This window comes from Actinoplanes couchii (genome assembly GCF_016862075.1).
GTDB classification, from domain to species: Bacteria; Actinomycetota; Actinomycetes; order Mycobacteriales; family Micromonosporaceae; genus Actinoplanes; species Actinoplanes couchii.
Genome location: NZ_BOMG01000062.1, coordinates 13001 through 28742, shown reverse-complemented (window position 1 = coordinate 28742; position 15742 = coordinate 13001). Strand labels below are relative to the sequence as shown.

Here is a 15742-nt window from a genome sequence, read left to right as displayed (position 1 = left end):
GACGCCGGATGACGGTCGCGGTGATGGGGTGGGCTTGTCGGGTGGTGGTCCCCGGCGACGGCGTGGGGGCACGCTGTCGCCGGGGGATCACTTGACGGCGCCCTTGATGGCGTCGCCGATGAAGTTGCGGGCGAACAGGACGAACAGGATCACCAGCGGGAGGACGCCGATCAGGGCTCCGGCCATCAGGACCGAGTAGTCCTGCTTGAGGCCCACGTTGAGCTGGGACAGCGCCACCTGGAGGGTGACCTTGTTCGGGTTCAGCAGGACGATCAGGGGCCAGACGTAGTCGTTCCAGGCGGCGATGAACGTGAAGATGCCGAGGAATGCCAGGCCGGGGCGGATGACGGGCAGGATCACGCTCCAGTAGATCCGGAAGAAGCCGGCGCCGTCCAGGTTCGCCGCGTCGAGCATCTCGTCGGGGACGGCGCTGCTGATGTACTGCCGCATCCAGAAGATGCCGAACGCGTTGGCGGCGGCCGGCACCACCAGGGCTTTGAGTTCGCCCACCCAGCCCAGCTCGGCCATGATCACGAACTGCGGGATCAGGGCCAGCTGGGTGGGCACCATGAACATCAGCAGGAGCAGGCCGAACAGCATCTTCCGGCCGGGGAAGTCGAACTTGGCGAACGCGAACGCCGCCAGCGAGTCGAAGAACAGCACCAGGAGGGTGGTGCAGACCGCGACCAGGATGGTGTTCACGATCGGCGCGATCAGGTCGACGCTCTGCAGCACGGTCTGGATGTTGTCGACCAGGTGCGGGCCGATCGTCAGTTTCGGCGGGTTGCGGAACACGTCCTGGGTGGTGTTCGTGGCCATGACCACGGTCCAGTAGAACGGGAACAGCGACAGCAGCACCGCCACACCGAGGCTGGCGTGGAGCAGGAACTTGCGCACAGGGCCCCTCCTCAATCCGCCCGGCGCTGCACGAGGCGCCAGTTCAGGATGGTGAACACCATGACGATGAGGAACACGGCCCAGGCGATGGCGGCGCCGTAGCCGTAGTCGTTCTGCCCGAACGCGGTCCGGTAGAAGTAGAGGACCATGGTCAGGCCGGCCTGTCCGGGGCCGCCGGAGTTGGCGTTGACCGCGGAGTTGTTGCCGAACAGCACCTGTGGCTCGGTGAAGCTCTGCATGCCGGTGATGGTGGAGACCACCACGGTGAACAGGATGATCGGCCGCAGCATCGGGACGGTGACCGAGAAGAACGCGCGCACCGGTCCGGCGCCGTCGATCTTCGCGGCCTCGTACAGCTCGCTCGGCACGGATTGCATGCCGGCGAGGTAGATCAGGGCGTTGTATCCGGTCCACTGCCAGGTCATCAGCATCGCGATGACGACCTTGATGGCCCAGGGGTCGGTCAGCCACGGGATCCCGGACAGGCCGAGCCCCTGCAGGGTGACGTTCACCAGGCCGGAGTTGTTGGCGAACAGCGCTCCGAACACGATCGCGATGGCCACCACCGAGGTGATGTTCGGGATGAACAGCGCCACCCGGTAGAAGCCGACGAATCGTTTGGTGTTGTTCAGCAGCGCCGCCAGCACCAGGGCCATGAAGAGCATCGGGACGGTGCTCAGCACCCAGATGACCAGGGTGTTGCGCACCGACAGCCAGAACGTCCCGTCGTCGATCAGATAGCGGAACTGGTCCAGTCCGACGTACTGCATCTCGCCGATGCCGTCCCAGCGGTGGAACGCCAGGTACAGCGAGAACAGCGTCGGCCCGAGCAGGAAGACGGTGAACAGCAGGTAGAACGGGGAGATGGCCAGGTACTGCGGCCAGCTCGCCCGCAGTGACCGGGCGCGTGTCACTTGACTCCCTGTCGCGAACCGATCTGCTTGGCCTCCTTGACCGCCTCGGCCCACGCCTCGTCGGCGTTCTTGCCCTGTTCCACGTTGCCGAGCTGGTTGAAGTAGGGGGCGGAGACGGCGGCGTCGGCACCGGCCTCGTACGCGATCGGGATCTTCTGCGCGGCCGGGCCGAAGATGTCGATGGTCTTCTGGCCGCCGAAGAAGTCGTCGCCTGCGGTGAGCGCGGCCGAGGTGTAGGTGGACGGGCTGGCCGGGAAGAGCGACGCGTCGGTGAAGTTCTCGGCGGCCTTCTCCGGGCTCAGGATCCACTTGATGATGTCGAACGCCACCTGCGGGTTCTTGGCCTGCTTGGTGATGGCCAGGAACGAGCCGCCGAAGTTGCCGGGGCCGCCGGGGGCCGCGGCGACCCGCCACTTGCCGGAGGTGTCGGCGGCGTTGTTGCGGATGTCGATGCCGGCCCAGGCGGCGCCGATCACCGACGGCAGGGTGCCCTTGCTGATGCCGGCGGTCCAGTCGGCGGAGCCGTCCTCGGTCTTGCCGGAGATGCCCAGGGTGTGCGCCTTGACGGCGAGGTCCCAGGCGGCCTTGACGTGCGGCTGGTCGCCGATGAACGTGTTGCTCTCGTCGATGAACCGCTTGGTGCCCTGCCCGATGACCAGGTTGAAGATGGCGCCGGCGTTGATCACCATGAAGGTGCCGGGGACCTTGGACTTGGCCGCGACGGCCGCGTCGTAGAAGGCGTCCCAGGTGCTCAGCTGCGCGCTGACGGCGGCCGGGTCGGTGGGCAGCCCGGCCTTGGCGAAGACGTCCTCGCGGTAGAACATGCCGGTCGGGCCGATGTCGATCGGGAAGCCGATGACCTTGCCGTCGGCGGTGGTGGCCTGCTTGACCTTCCACTCCAGGTACTGCGACGACAGGTCCTTGAAGCCGAGTTCGTTGAGGTCGGCGAACTGGTCGGCGTTGGCCCGGAAGTTCGCCATGTCCTCACCCTTGATGCCGGTGATGTCCGGGACGAACTGCCGCGACGACAGGGTGGTGGTGAGTTTCTGCTTGAAGTCGCCGCCGACCTTGGTGGGTTCCAGGGTGGTCTGCCCGGCGAACTGGGTCTTGGCGGCTTCCACCACCTTGTCGCTGAGGCCGTCTCCCCAGTACCAGAGGGCGGTCTTGCCGGCGTCCGTCGAACCGGTGGTGGCGGTGCTGGACGTGCAGGCGGCGAGACCGGGGACGGCTACCGCGGCGAGACCGGCGGTGCCGTACCGGAGGAAGTTGCGTCGTGAAAGGGCCATCTCGATTCCTTCCAAACAAAGGGGGAGGTCAGAGCGTTTCCAGGAAGCTGTACTCGTGCTGAAGCGATGTCGGGGCGGCCTTCCACCAGCTCCGCAGGCGGGGCCGGTCGGGTGCCGAGTTGGCGCCGCCCAGGCCCTGGACGGACAGGGCGGCGCAGAGGTTGGCGAAGCGCAGCCGGTCGGCCAGGGGCCAGCCGGCGAGAGTTGCGGTGATCATGGCGGCGCCGAAGACGTCTCCGGCGCCGGTGGTGTCGACAGCGGCGACCGGCATCCCGGGGACCTCGGCGGTCTCACCGGTCCCGGAGTCGATGGCCAGGGCGCCCCGGCCACCGAGGGTCACCACGGCGAGGGGCACCAGGTCGGCGATCCGGGCGAGAGCCGCCTCCGGCGTCGATTTCCTGGTGTACGCCATGGCCTCGTGCTCGTTGGGCATGAAGGCGTGGCAGTGCGTGAGCAGGTCGAGCAGCTCCTCGGGCCACCGGCCGGCCGGATCCCAGCCGACGTCGGCGAAGACCAGCCCGCCGGCGGCGGAGACCGGGGCCAGCCACTGTGGCGGGTCCTGCCCGAGGTGCACCATCGCGGCGCGGCAGGCGGGCGGTTCGCCGATCATCTCGTTCAGGGTGATCGGCGCCGGTTTCTCATGGGTGACCAGAGCACGATCGCCGTCGTACGCCAGGGCAGCGGTCACCGGCATGGGCCAGTCCGGGAACTTCCGCGACCGGGACAGGTCGATGTCCTCGCGGCTGCTCAGGGCGTTCCAGCACCAGTCGCCGTAGAAGTCGTCGCCGAACGCGGCGGCCAGGGTGGTGTGCAGGCCGAGGCGGCGGACCGCGACGGCCAGGTTGGCGATGCCGCCGGGCCCGGTGTCGAAGCCGGTCGCCCAGGTCTCGGTGCCCAGCTCGGGTGCGCTCGGGAGGCCGCCGAAGACGACGTCCACGAAGAGCAGTCCGGACAGGAACACGTCGGTGACCGGAGTGGAGTCTTCCACGACGGCTCCTTTCGGGGACCGAACACCAAGAGGGCGATGACCCCCGGGTTTCGAGCTGATGTCTGCAAAGGTAAGCATGATCGTGGGACAGCTGATCGTTTTTATCAAGAGTCAATCAAAAGTGAGCATGGAAATGATCGAATCTGCTGTGTAGGCTCACGGCATGCTTCAGCAGCAACGACACGATCTGATCCTGCGGGGCCTTCGCGACGGCCCGCTGTCAGTCGTCACGCTCTCCGACCGGTTGGGTGTCAGCCAGGCCACGATCCGCCGTGACCTGCTGATACTCGACGGGCAGGGCCAGCTGCGCCGGGTGCACGGGGGCGCTTCCCTGGTGCAGGACACCGACGACCCGTTCGCCGACGTGGCGGCTGTGCGCGCAGGCGAGAAGGAAGCGGTCGCGCAGCGGTGCGCACAACTGATCAGGGACGGCGAGACCGTTCTGCTGGACATCGGCACCACCACCCATCAGGTGGCCAGGCTGCTGCACGGCCGGTCGCTCACCGTCATCACCAGCAGCCTCGCGGTGCAGGAGGAGCTGGAGGACGACCCGACCGTGCAGCTGATCATGCTGGGCGGCGTGGTCCGGCGCGACTACCGCTGCGTCGTCGGGTTCCTCACCGAGGACAACCTGCGCCAGGTGCACGCCGACCGGCTCATCCTGAGCACCAGCGGCATCCAGGCCACCGGGCAGATCGTCGACACGACGGTGGTCCAGGTGCCGATCAAACGAGCCATGATCGCCGCCAGTGACCAGGTCACCCTGGTCGCCGACGCGGCGAAGTTTCCCGGTTCCGGTGTGGCGCGCATCTGCGGACCGGACGATCTGAACGTCGTGGTCACCAACCACGACGCCGACCCGACGACGTGTGCCGCCCTGCGTGAGGCCGGCGTGGAGGTGCTCACCGTATGAAACTGACGATTCTCGGCGGCGGTGGTTTCCGGGTTCCCCTGGTCTACCGGGCGCTGCTCGCCGACCACGAGCCCGGCCGGGTCACCCGGGTCACCCTGCACGACCTGGACCCGGTCCGGCTGGCCGCGATCGGCCGGGTGCTCGCCGAACAGGCCGAGGGCATCCCGGACGCCCCGGTCGTGGACACCACCACCGATCTGGACGACGCCATCCGGGACGCCGACTTCGTGTTCTCCGCGATCCGGGTGCACGGCCTGGAGGGCCGGGTGATCGACGAACGGGTCGCGCTGGCCGAGGGTGTCCTCGGGCAGGAGACCGTCGGCGCCGGTGGTATCGCGTACGGGCTGCGGACCCTGCCCGTCGCCCTGCACATCGCCGAGCGGATCGCCGAACTGGCGCCGCAGGCCTGGGTCATCAACTTCACCAACCCGGCCGGCATGGTCACCGAGGCGATGTCCCGGCACCTCGGCGACCGGGTGATCGGCATCTGCGACTCCCCCTCCGGCCTCGGCAAACGGGTGGCACGCGCGCTCGGCGCCGACCCGAAGGCGGTCCGGCTGGACTACGCCGGGCTCAACCACCTGGGCTGGCTGCGCAAGGTGGAGGTGGACGGCGTCGACCGGCTGCCCGGCCTGCTCGCCGACGACGCCGCCCTGCTCTCGCTGGAGGAGGGCAAGCTGTTCGGGGCGGACTGGATCCGCACGCTCGGCGCCGTCCCGAACGAGTACCTGCACTACTACTACTTCGGCCGCGAGGGCGTCGCCGCCACCAAGGGCGCCGCACAGACCCGCGGTTCGTTCCTGCTCGACCAGCAGAGCCGCTTCTACGCGACGGTGGCCGGCTGTGACACCGGCGCCCTGGCCGCGTGGCAGTCCACCCTGCTGGAGCGGGAGACCACCTACATGGCGGAGAACCGGGACGCGGCCGGCGCCGGGGAACGCGACGAGAGCGACCTGGAGTCCGGCGGCTACGAGCAGATCGCCCTGGCGCTGATGCGGGCGATCGCGCTGGACCAGCGGGCCACCCTGATCCTGAACATCCGCAACCGCGGCACCCTCGCCGGGCTGGACGAGAACGCCGTGGTCGAGGTGCCCTGCACGGTCGGCGCGGAAGGGCCCCGGGCCACCGCCGTGGACCCGCTGCCGGATCACGCCGCCGCGCTGGTCGCCAGCGTGAAGGCGGTCGAGCGCGCGGTCATCGAGGCGGCGAACACCGGCAGCCGGCAGGCCGCTCTGCGCGCCTTCGCCGTGCACCCCCTGGTCGATTCGGTGGCGGTGGCCCGCCGGCTGCTCGACGAGTACCAGAACCAGCTGCCGCAACTCGGCTACCTGAGCTAGGAGAAGGCATATGCACGACGACCGGACTCTGGTCGAACGACGTCTCGACCGGGTGCTCAAGGAGCGGGTGCTGCCGGCCGCGTACTCCGAACGGGTTCCGCTGCGGCTGTCCGCCTGGAACGTGCCCGGCGAGCCGGTCCCGGTGGCCGAGGCGCTGACCGCGACCTACGAGCCGTTCACCCTGGGCAGCCCGTGGGGCCCGCCCTGGTCCACCACGTGGTTCCGGGCCGAGGGCGAGATCCCGGCGGGCTGGGCCGGCCGCCGGGTCGAGGCGGTCTTCGACATCGGCTTCGTCGGTGACTGGCCGGGCAACCAGGCCGAGGCGCTGGTGTACGACGCGGCCGGGGTGCCGATCAAGGCGATCAACCCGCAGAACCAGTACGTCGTACCGCCGGCCGGGTCTTCGAAGATCGATCTGCTGCTGGAGGCGGCCGCCAACCCGGACATCCTGGCCGACGAGTTCAAGCCGACCCCGCTGGGCGACAAGCTGACCGCCGGGGACGAGCCGCTCTACAAGTTCGCCTCCGCCGACCTGGCCGTCCTGGACGAGGAGGTCTGGCACCTGGGCCTGGACCTGAGCGTGCTGCGCGAGCTGATGCTGGAGCTCGCCGTCGGCGACCCGCGCCGGCACGAGATCCTGCGCGCGCTGGAGAAGGCCCTGGACCTGCTGGACGCCGAGCCGGTCGCGGTCGCCGCACCGGCGGCGCGCGCCGCCCTCGCACCGATGCTGGCCCGCCCGGCGCACGCCAGCGCGCACACCCTGTCCGCGGTCGGGCACGCGCACATCGACAGCGCCTGGCTGTGGCCGCTGCGCGAGACGATCCGCAAGACGTCACGCACCTTCTCCAACGTGACCGCGCTGGCCAAGGACTACCCGGAGTTCATCTTCGCCTGCTCGCAGGCCCAGCAGTACGCGTGGGTCAAGCAGCACTACCCGGAGGTCTACCAGCGGATCCGCGACGCGATCACGGCCGGCCAGTGGGTGCCGGTCGGCGGCCAGTGGGTGGAGGCCGACGGCAACCTGCCCGGCGGCGAGGCCCTCGCGCGTCAGCTCGTACACGGCAAGAAGTTCTTCCTCGACGAGTTCGGCGTCGAGACCAAGGGCGTCTGGCTGCCCGACTCGTTCGGTTACAACGGGGCGTACCCGCAGCTGGCCCGGCTCGCCGGGATGGAGTGGTTCCTGACCCAGAAGCTGTCCTGGAACGAGTCGAACCCGCTGCCGCACCACACGTTCTGGTGGGAGGGCATCGACGGCACCCGGATCTTCACGCACTTCCCGCCGATCGACACCTACAACGCCGCGATGACCGGTGACGAACTCGCGCACGCGGTCCGCAACTTCGCCGACAAGGGTAGGGCCACCCGCTCGCTCGCGCCGTTCGGGCACGGGGACGGCGGTGGCGGCCCCACCCGCGAGATGATGGAACGCGCCCGCCGGTTCCGTGACCTGGAAGGCGCGCCCAAGGTCGAGATCGAGACCCCGGACGCGTTCTTCGCCAAGGCGCGGGCCGAGTACCCGGACGCCCCGGTCTGGTCCGGCGAGCTGTACCTGGAGCTGCACCGGGCGACCTACACCAGCCAGGCCCGGACCAAGGCCGGCAACCGGCGCAGCGAGCACCTGCTGCGCGAGGCCGAGCTGTGGGCGGCGACGGCCACGATCAGGACCGGAGCGCCTTATCCGTACGCCGAACTGGACCGGCTGTGGAAGACGGTGCTGCTCAACCAGTTCCACGACATCCTGCCGGGCAGCTCGATCGCCTGGGTGCACCGCGAGGCCGAGGAGACGTACGCCCGGGTGGCGGCCGAGCTCGAGACACTGATCGTGGCAGCGGCCGGGCAGCTCGGGACCGACAACGGTCAGCTGCTGCTGAACACCAGCCCCCGCCCGCGCCGCGAGGTCGCCGTCGTCACCGGCGAATCCGCGCCGGAGCAGGCGCAGCAGCTCACCGACGGCAGCTGGGCGGTCGCCGTCGACGTGCCGGCCGGAGCCGCCGCCGCACCGGTCCCCGGCCTGTTCGCGGACACCCCGGTGACCGCGGAGCACGGCGCCGACGGCATCGTGCTGGACAACGGCCTGGTCCGGGTCGTGGTGGACGGGGCCGGGCTGATCCGCTCGCTGCGTGACCATGCCAGCGGGCGCGAGGCCCTGGCGCCGGGCTCGGCGGGCAACCTGCTGCAGATCCACCCGGACCGGCCGAGCCAGTGGGACGCCTGGGACGTCGAACGGCACTACGCCCATCAGAGCACCGATCTGGACAAGGCCGACTCGGTGACGCTGACCGAGAACGGTCCGCTGCTGGCCGCGGTCACGGTGGTCCGCAGTCACGGCGAGTCGACCATCACCCAGACGATCCGGCTCACCGCGGGCAGCAGGCGTGTCGAGATCGGCACCGACGCCGACTGGCACGAGCGGGAGAAGTTCCTGAAGGCCGCCTTCCCGCTCGACGTGCACGCGGACCGGGTGGCCGCCGAGATCCAGTTCGGTCACGTCTTCCGGCCCACCCACACCAACACCGGCTGGGACGCGGCCCGGTTCGAGGTCAGCGGGCACCGGTGGATCCACGCCGGCGAGCCCGGTTACGGGGTGGCGCTGCTGACCGATTCCACCTACGGTCACGACTCGCGCCGGGAGACCAGGGACGAAGGCGGGACCACGACTACGGTACGACTGAGCCTGCTCCGTGCCCCGCGCAGCCCCGACCCGGACGCTGACCAGGGCCGGCACACGTTCTCGTACGCCATCGTGCCCGGCGCCGACATCGCCACGACCGTCGCCGAGGCGTACGCGCTGAACCTGCCGCTCCGCTCGGTTTCCGGCGGCGAAGCCGTTGCTCCTCTGGTGGAGACCAGCGGCGACGCGATCGTCGTCGAGGCCGTCAAGCTCGCCGACGACGGTTCCGGGGACGTGGTGGTGCGGCTCTACGAGTCGCTCGGCGCCCGCGCCACCGGCCGCCTGAAGATCGGTTTCGCCCTGGCCGGAGCGGTCCGGACCGACCTTCTGGAGCGACCGGTTGAGGAGACCGTCACGGTCGACGGCGACGAGATCGTTCTCGGACTCCGCGCGTTCGAGGTGCAGACCCTGCGGCTGCGCCGTGGTTGAGCGGATCTGGGACACCCCGGAGATCACCGGCTGGCGGCGGGTGCCGGCACACGCCGTCCGGCACGACCTGGACGGGCCGGACCGTCGCCTGTCGCTGGACGGCACGTGGCGGTTCCAGCTGCTCGGCAACCCGGAGCAGGCGGCCGGCGACGACTGGACCGGCATCCGGGTGCCCGGCGCGTGGACCGTGCAGGACGCCGGCGGTGACGACCTGCCGCACTACACCAACGTGACGATGCCCTGGCCGGGCGCGCCGCTGCTGCTGCCCGAGCACAACCCGACAGGTGTCTACGAGCGGGACTTCGACGTGCCCGCGGCGTGGGCCGGCCGCCGGATCGTGCTGCACGTCGGGGCGGCCGAGAGCGTGCTGCTGGCCCGGGTCAACGGTGTCGAGGTGGGCTGGGGCAAGGATTCGCACCTGGCCGGCGAATTCGACATCACCGCGGCGGTACGGGTGGGGCAGGCCAACACGGTCCGCCTGACAGTGATCAAGTGGTCGGACGCGTCCGCGATCGAGGACCAGGACCAGTGGTGGCACGCGGGGCTGACCCGTTCGGTGTTCCTGTACAGCACCGGCACCACGTACCTGGGTGATCTGCGGACCGTCGCGTCCGCGGACGGCCGTCTCCAGGTCGACGCGCGGGTGCTCACCACCGGATCGGTGCTGCCCGAGGGGTGGGGGGTCACCACCGAGCTGGACGGTGTGCCGGTTCCCCGGGACACCGCGCACGAGCAGGCGCAGATCGCCGACGACCGGGTGTCGGACTGGTGGGCCGAGCCGCGGTTCACCACCGTCGTACCGGACGTGGTGCCCTGGTCGGACGAGACACCCGCGCTGCACACGCTGACCGTCGTGCTGCACGACGCCGACGGGGCCGAGCTGGACCGTACCGAAAACCGGGTGGGTTTCCGGGATGTCGAGATCAGAGGGCTGGACCTGTTGGTCAACGGCGTACGGGTGATGATCCGCGGCGTCAACCGGCACGATTTCGACCCCGTCACCGGCCGGACCGTCACCGCGGAGCAGATGCGGGCCGATCTGGTGCTGATGAAACGGCACGGGTTCAACGCGGTCCGCACCTCGCACTACCCGAACGATCCGGTGCTGCTCGATCTCGCCGACGAACTGGGCCTGTACGTCGTCGACGAAGCGAACATCGAGGTGCACGACCACGCGCACGAGATCTGCGACGACGTGCGGTACCTGCCCGCGTTCGTGGACCGGGTGGCGCGGATGGTGTCCCGGGACCGCAACCACCCCAGTGTGATCATCTGGTCGCTGGGCAACGAGAGCGACTACGGCGCCAACCACGACGCGGCGGCCGGATGGCTGCGCCGGGCCGACCCGACCCGACCCCTGCAGTACGAGGGGGCGATCAAGGACAACTGGACCGGCGGGATCGCGGGCAGCGACATCGTCTGCCCGATGTACCCGACACTGCCGCAGATCGTCGAGCACGCCCGCTCCGGTGAGCAGAACCGGCCGCTGATCATGTGCGAGTACTCGCACGCGATGGGCAACAGCAACGGCACCCTCGCCGATCACTGGGCCGCGATCGAGTCCACCCCCGGCCTGCAGGGCGGGTTCATCTGGGAGTTCTGGGATCACGGGATCCTGCAGCGGCTCTCCGACGGCCGGCCGGCCGGGGGCTCGTTCTTCCGCGACGGTGTGGCCGACCCGGGGTACCGGTGGGCCTACGGCGGGGACTTCGGGGACACCCCGAACGACGGGACGTTCTGCGCCGACGGCCTGGTCTTCCCGGACCGGACCCCGAAACCGGCGATGGACGAGCACCGGGAACTGGCCTCCCCGATCCGGATCTCGGATGCCGGCGACGGCCTGGTGCGGATCGTCAACCGGCTCGGTTTCCGTGGCCTGGACTGGCTGAGCGCGGTCTGGGACGTGGACGGTTCGCCGGTGCCGATGACGCTGCCGGACCTCGGCCCGGGCGAGGAAGCAATGGTCCCGGTGCCCGGCGACGCGTCGTGGCTGACGCTGCGGGTGTCCGTCGGGCAGGACCAGCCGTGGGCGCCGGCCGGCACCCCGCTCGCCAGCCCCCAGATCCAGCTCCGGCCGCCGGTCCGGGCCCTCGCCGTCACCGCCGGCACACCCGCCGAGGTCGACGACGACGGTCTGCTGATCCATCCCGCCCTCGCCTCGTCGCCCCGGCTCAGCCTGTGGCGGGCCCCGACCGACAACGACCGGATCGGTGGGCAGGCCGCCCGGTGGCGCGACCTCGGTCTGGTCTCCCCCTCGCGCCGCGTGACGGAGATCCGCCGGGAAGCGGACCGCACGGTCGTCGAGGCCGTCTACGAGACAGCGGCGGGCCCGGTGCTGCATCGTCAGACCAGCCGCCTGCTGCAGGGCGTCGTCGTCGTCCAGGAAGAGGTGACCCTCCCCGACGGCCTCGACGACGTGCCCCGGGTCGGGACGGTCTTCCACGTCCGGGCCGGATACGACGAGATGTCCTGGTTCGGTCACGGCCCCCGCGACACCTACCCGGACCGGCACGCCGGCGGCCCGGTGGGCGCCTACGACTGCCGGATCGACGACGCGTTCACCCCGTACCTGCGCCCGCAGGAGAGCGGAGGCCGTCACGGGGTCCAGCGCCTGAGCCTGACCGGCCCGGACGTCCCACCCGTGGAGCTGACCACCGGCGAGCCACGGCAGGTCAGCGTCACCCGGTTCACCGCGGCCGACCTGGACACGGCGGCCCACCACGACGAGCTGACACCCCGGGCCGAGGCGGTGGTGCACCTGGACGCGGCCCATCGCGGCCTCGGCACCGCGTCGTGCGGCCCGGACACGCTCCCGCAGTACCTGGTGACCGCGGGTGTCTACCGCTGGGAGTGGTCCCTGGGCTGACCACCTCCCAGACGGCGCTCGGGATCGGGGGACGCGTCGGCGAGGGTCTTCGTGTACTCGTGTTGCGGGCGCAGGATGACCTCGTCGGCCGGCCCCCGCTCGACGATCCGGCCCTGGTGCATGACCAGGATGTCATCGGAGAAGTGCCGGGCGGTGGCCAGGTCGTGGGTGATGTAGAGGACGCCGAGATCCTCCTCGCGTTGCAGGCCGGCGAGCAGGTTGAGCACACCGAGACGGATCGAGACGTCGAGCATCGAGACCGGCTCGTCGGCGATCAGGATGCCCGGCTCCGGAGCGAGCGCGCGGGCGATGGCGACCCGCTGCCGCTGCCCGCCGGAGAGTTCGTGCGGCCGCCGGGCGGCCAGCACCGGGTCGAGACGCACCCGTTCGAGCAGGTGGGCGACCCGGCCGGCGATCTGGACGCCGGACAGGCCGGGCTGGTGCAGCCGTAGCGGGCGGGCCAGGTGGTGCGCCACGGTGTGGAACGGGTTCAGTGAGGCGAACGGGTCCTGGAAGACCATCTGGACGGTGCGCCGGTACTGCTTCAGCTTCCGCCGGGTCACCGGCTCGCCGTCCAGCAGGATCTGCCCGGCGGTCGGTCGCTCCAACTGGAGCAGCAGGTTCGCGATCGTCGACTTGCCGCTGCCGCTCTGCCCGACCAGCGCGGTGGTCCGCCCGTGGACGAGGGTGAAGCTGACGTCGTCGACCGCCCGGATCCCGCCCCGGTAGTCCTTGACCAGGCCACGCGCCTCCAGGGTGCTCATGACGCCGCCCGCAGGAACGAGCCGCGGTCCCCGGTCAGGCTGGGGAACGACTCCAGCAGCTGCCTGGTGTAGGGGTGTCGCGGATCCTGGAACAGCCTGGTGGCGGCGGCCAGCTCGACGATCGATCCGTCCTTCATCACCGCGATCCGGTCGCTGATCTCCAGCAGCAGCGGCAGGTCGTGGGTGATGAACAGGACCGCGAAGCCCAGCTCGTCGCGCAGCCGGGAGATCTCCCGCAGGATGTCGCGCTGCACCACCACGTCGAGCGCGGTGGTCGGCTCATCCATGATCATGACCTGGGGTTCCAGGGCCATCGCCATCGCGATCATCACCCGCTGCCGCATGCCGCCGGACAGCTCGTGCGGGTAGGACCGCAGCCGGGCCCGGTCCACCCCGACCCGTTCCAGCAGCTCACCGCACCTGTCGCGGCGGTCCCGGCGGCTCATCCGGGGGCGGTGGGTGACGAAGACGTCCTCCAGCTGCTCGCGGATCGGGATCACCGGGTTGAGCGAGTTCATCGCGCCCTGGAACACCATCGAGATCCGGTCCCAGCGGGCCGCCCGCAGCTGTTCCGGGCCGAGTCTCCCCCAGTCCACGTCCCCGGCGACGACCCGCCCCGACGTGACGGCCGCCGGGGGTTTCAGCAGGCGGACCATGCCGTACGCCAGGGTGCTCTTGCCGCAGCCGCTCTCCCCCGCCAGACCGAGGACCTCGCCCCGCGCCAGGGTGAAGGAGACGTTGCGCACCGCGTGGACCACCGGATCGACCAGGTAGTCGACGCTGAAGTCCTCGACCGACAGCACCGGCCCGCTCACAGCGTCGCCTCCTTGGCCTTGCGCAGCTGCTCCCGCGACATCCGCCAGCCACGCCGGGCGGACCGGGTCTGATTACGCAGCTTCGGGTTGATGATCTCGTCGATCGAGAAGTTGATCAGTGCCAGAGCCGCGCCGAACAGGGCCAGGAGCAGACCCGGCGGTACGAACCACCACCACGCGCCCAGTCGCAGGGCCAGCCCGTTCTGCGCGTAGTAGAGCATGGTCCCCCAGGTGAACGAGCCGGTCGCGCCGAGCCCGAGGTAGGAGAGCCCGGCCTCGCCGAGGATCGCGAAGATGACCGCGAACACCACCTGCGCGGCCAGCAGCGGGATCAGGTTGGGCAGGATCTCGACGAGCAGGATCCGCCAGCGTTTCTCCCCGGCGACCCGGCTGGCCTTGACGTAGTCGCGGTTGCGCAGGCTGAGTGTCGACCCGCGCAGCACCCGGGCGGAGCCGGCCCAACTGGTGATCGCCAGGACGATCGCGACCAGGGTGAGGCTGCGCTCCGGCAGGTAGGTGGAGATCACGATCACCAGCGGCAGGCCGGGGATGACCAGCATGACGTTGGTGAACAGGGAGAATGCCTCGTCGGTCCAGCCGCCCGCGTAGGCGCCGACGATGCCGAAGAACCCGGACAGCAGCAGGGTGAGCGCCCCGACGATGGCGCCCACGATCAGCGAGCCCCGGGTGGCGTACGCCAATTGGGCCAGAATGTCCTGTCCGGTCTGGGTGGTGCCGAGCAGGTGCTCCCCGCCGGGACCGCTCAGGCCGATGTCGCCGACCCGCGCCGGATCCTGCACGAGCAGCGGCCCGACCAACCCGAAGATCACGATCGGCGCGCCCAGGGCCAGCCCGGCGATCAGTTTCGGGCTCATGACTGGGCCCGGGTGCGGGGGTCGATCACCGAGTAGAGCAGGTCGACCAGCAGGTTCGCACCGAGCACCGACAGCGTGATGATCAGGAAGATGCCCTGCATCAGCGCGTAGTCGTTGCCGCCGACCGCCTGCAGCAGCGCCGAGCCGATGCCGGGATAGGAGAAGACCGCCTCGGTGACGATCGAGCCCGCGACCACAAAACCGAGCGAGATGGCAAAACCGGACACCGACGGGAGTACGGCGTTCCGGGCCGCGTACCGCCGCATGATCCGCCCCGGGCGCAGTCCTTTCGCCTCCGCGGTGAGCATGTAGTCCTCGGAGAGGGTGGAGACCATCATGTTGCGCATGCCGAGCATCCAGCCGCCGATCGACGAGATGATGATGGTGAGCGCGGGCAGCGTGCCGTAGTAGACGACCGAGCCGAGGAACTCCCCGGTCCAGCCGGGTGTCACCTCGTAGACGTCGTACCCGCCGTTGAGCGGGAACAGCGGCCACACGCTGCCGAGCAGGAAGAGCAGGATCAGGGCCAGCCAGAAGTACGGCACCGACTGGAACATCGTGGTGACCGGGATCAGGTTGTCCATCCACGAGCCCCGTTTCCAGCCGGCCAGGGTGCCCAGGCCGACGCCGGTCAGGAAGCTGATGACGGTGGCCAGCCCGATCAGCCCGATCGTCCAGGGCAGGGTCTGCCCGATGATCGTGCTGACCGGGGCCGGGAAGAACACCACCGACACGCCCAGGTCGCCGTGCGCCAGGCCGGCCAGGTAGTCGCGGTACTGCGACCACAGCGGCCGGCCGGCGCCGGTGCCGAGCAGCGCCTCGATCGCCTCCCGGGTGTCCTCGGTGACCGGGCCCTTCTGTCCGAGTTTGGACAGCATGATCTCGACCGGGTCACCGGGCATCATCCGGGGGATGGCGAAGTTGACGGTCAGTGCCGCCCAGAGCGCCACCAGGTAGAACCCGAGCTTGCGGAGCAGGTGGTACACG

General features: G+C 70.0%; 12 protein-coding genes. 4 read left to right on the top strand and 8 right to left on the bottom strand.

What is annotated here, in order from left to right; all coding sequences use genetic code 11:
* Nucleotides 1-87 precede the first annotated feature (87 nt).
* From Aco03nite_RS25525 to Aco03nite_RS25510, 4 genes are read right to left on the bottom strand one after another with little or no spacing between them, the layout of a single operon-like run.
* Nucleotides 88-897: a carbohydrate ABC transporter permease gene (locus Aco03nite_RS25525; protein ID WP_203798630.1), complete on the bottom strand. Its 810-nt coding sequence runs from the start codon at nucleotides 895-897 to the stop codon at nucleotides 88-90.
* A gap of 11 nt (nucleotides 898-908) precedes the next feature.
* Nucleotides 909-1811 (bottom strand): carbohydrate ABC transporter permease, encoded by a 903-nt coding sequence (locus Aco03nite_RS25520; protein ID WP_203798628.1) that lies wholly within the window; start codon nucleotides 1809-1811, stop codon nucleotides 909-911.
* Nucleotides 1808-3097 carry an ABC transporter substrate-binding protein gene (locus Aco03nite_RS25515; RefSeq protein ID WP_203798626.1) on the bottom strand — a complete coding sequence of 430 codons (1290 nt, stop codon included), beginning with the start codon at nucleotides 3095-3097 and terminating at the stop codon, nucleotides 1808-1810. The genes Aco03nite_RS25520 and Aco03nite_RS25515 overlap by 4 nt, the downstream gene beginning before the upstream one ends.
* A gap of 28 nt (nucleotides 3098-3125) precedes the next feature.
* Nucleotides 3126-4085 carry a carbohydrate kinase family protein gene (locus Aco03nite_RS25510; protein ID WP_203798624.1) on the bottom strand — a complete coding sequence of 320 codons (960 nt, stop codon included), beginning with the start codon at nucleotides 4083-4085 and terminating at the stop codon, nucleotides 3126-3128.
* A gap of 163 nt (nucleotides 4086-4248) precedes the next feature.
* Between Aco03nite_RS25510 and Aco03nite_RS25505 the strand changes: the two genes are divergently transcribed.
* Genes Aco03nite_RS25505 through Aco03nite_RS25490 form a run of 4 tightly spaced genes read left to right on the top strand, consistent with a single transcriptional unit; the run spans nucleotide 4249 to nucleotide 12301 of the window.
* Nucleotides 4249-4998, top strand: a complete 750-nt coding sequence (locus Aco03nite_RS25505; RefSeq protein WP_203798622.1) for a DeoR/GlpR family DNA-binding transcription regulator — start codon at nucleotides 4249-4251, stop codon at nucleotides 4996-4998.
* The gene (locus tag Aco03nite_RS25500) at nucleotides 4995-6335 is read left to right on the top strand and encodes a 6-phospho-beta-glucosidase (RefSeq protein WP_203798619.1); all 1341 of its coding nucleotides are present in this window, start codon (nucleotides 4995-4997) and stop codon (nucleotides 6333-6335) included. The genes Aco03nite_RS25505 and Aco03nite_RS25500 overlap by 4 nt, the downstream gene beginning before the upstream one ends.
* Before the next feature lie 10 nt (nucleotides 6336-6345).
* Nucleotides 6346-9435: an alpha-mannosidase gene (locus tag Aco03nite_RS25495; RefSeq protein WP_203798617.1), complete on the top strand. Its 3090-nt coding sequence runs from the start codon at nucleotides 6346-6348 to the stop codon at nucleotides 9433-9435.
* A complete protein-coding gene (locus Aco03nite_RS25490; RefSeq protein WP_203798614.1) occupies nucleotides 9428-12301 on the top strand; it encodes a glycoside hydrolase family 2 TIM barrel-domain containing protein in 2874 nt (957 codons plus the stop codon). Before Aco03nite_RS25495 ends, Aco03nite_RS25490 begins: the two co-directional genes overlap by 8 nt.
* Here the strand turns inward: Aco03nite_RS25490 and Aco03nite_RS25485 are convergent.
* The 4 genes from Aco03nite_RS25485 to Aco03nite_RS25470 are packed head-to-tail and all read right to left on the bottom strand — an operon-like array spanning nucleotide 12274 to nucleotide 15741.
* The gene (locus Aco03nite_RS25485; RefSeq protein WP_203798611.1) at nucleotides 12274-13065 is read right to left on the bottom strand and encodes an ABC transporter ATP-binding protein; all 792 of its coding nucleotides are present in this window, start codon (nucleotides 13063-13065) and stop codon (nucleotides 12274-12276) included. The genes Aco03nite_RS25490 and Aco03nite_RS25485 overlap by 28 nt on opposite strands.
* Nucleotides 13062-13880, bottom strand: a complete 819-nt coding sequence (locus tag Aco03nite_RS25480; protein ID WP_203798609.1) for an ABC transporter ATP-binding protein — start codon at nucleotides 13878-13880, stop codon at nucleotides 13062-13064. Before Aco03nite_RS25480 ends, Aco03nite_RS25485 begins: the two co-directional genes overlap by 4 nt.
* Complete coding sequence (locus tag Aco03nite_RS25475; RefSeq protein ID WP_203798608.1) at nucleotides 13877-14755, bottom strand: ABC transporter permease; 879 nt, start codon at nucleotides 14753-14755, stop codon at nucleotides 13877-13879. Before Aco03nite_RS25475 ends, Aco03nite_RS25480 begins: the two co-directional genes overlap by 4 nt.
* Nucleotides 14752-15741: an ABC transporter permease gene (locus Aco03nite_RS25470; protein ID WP_203798607.1), complete on the bottom strand. Its 990-nt coding sequence runs from the start codon at nucleotides 15739-15741 to the stop codon at nucleotides 14752-14754. Before Aco03nite_RS25470 ends, Aco03nite_RS25475 begins: the two co-directional genes overlap by 4 nt.
* Between the last annotated feature and the right edge of the window lies 1 nt (nucleotide 15742).

Coding starts and splice junctions, on each gene's coding strand:
- Aco03nite_RS25515 (WP_203798626.1), bottom strand. CDS start 3,097: ATGGCCCTTTCACGACGCAACTTCCTCCGGTACGGCACCGCCGGTCTC.
- Aco03nite_RS25505 (WP_203798622.1), top strand. CDS start 4,249: ATGCTTCAGCAGCAACGACACGATCTGATCCTGCGGGGCCTTCGCGAC.
- Aco03nite_RS25500 (WP_203798619.1), top strand. CDS start 4,995: ATGAAACTGACGATTCTCGGCGGCGGTGGTTTCCGGGTTCCCCTGGTC.
- Aco03nite_RS25495 (WP_203798617.1), top strand. CDS start 6,346: ATGCACGACGACCGGACTCTGGTCGAACGACGTCTCGACCGGGTGCTC.
- Aco03nite_RS25485 (WP_203798611.1), bottom strand. CDS start 13,065: ATGAGCACCCTGGAGGCGCGTGGCCTGGTCAAGGACTACCGGGGCGGG.
- Aco03nite_RS25475 (WP_203798608.1), bottom strand. CDS start 14,755: ATGAGCCCGAAACTGATCGCCGGGCTGGCCCTGGGCGCGCCGATCGTG.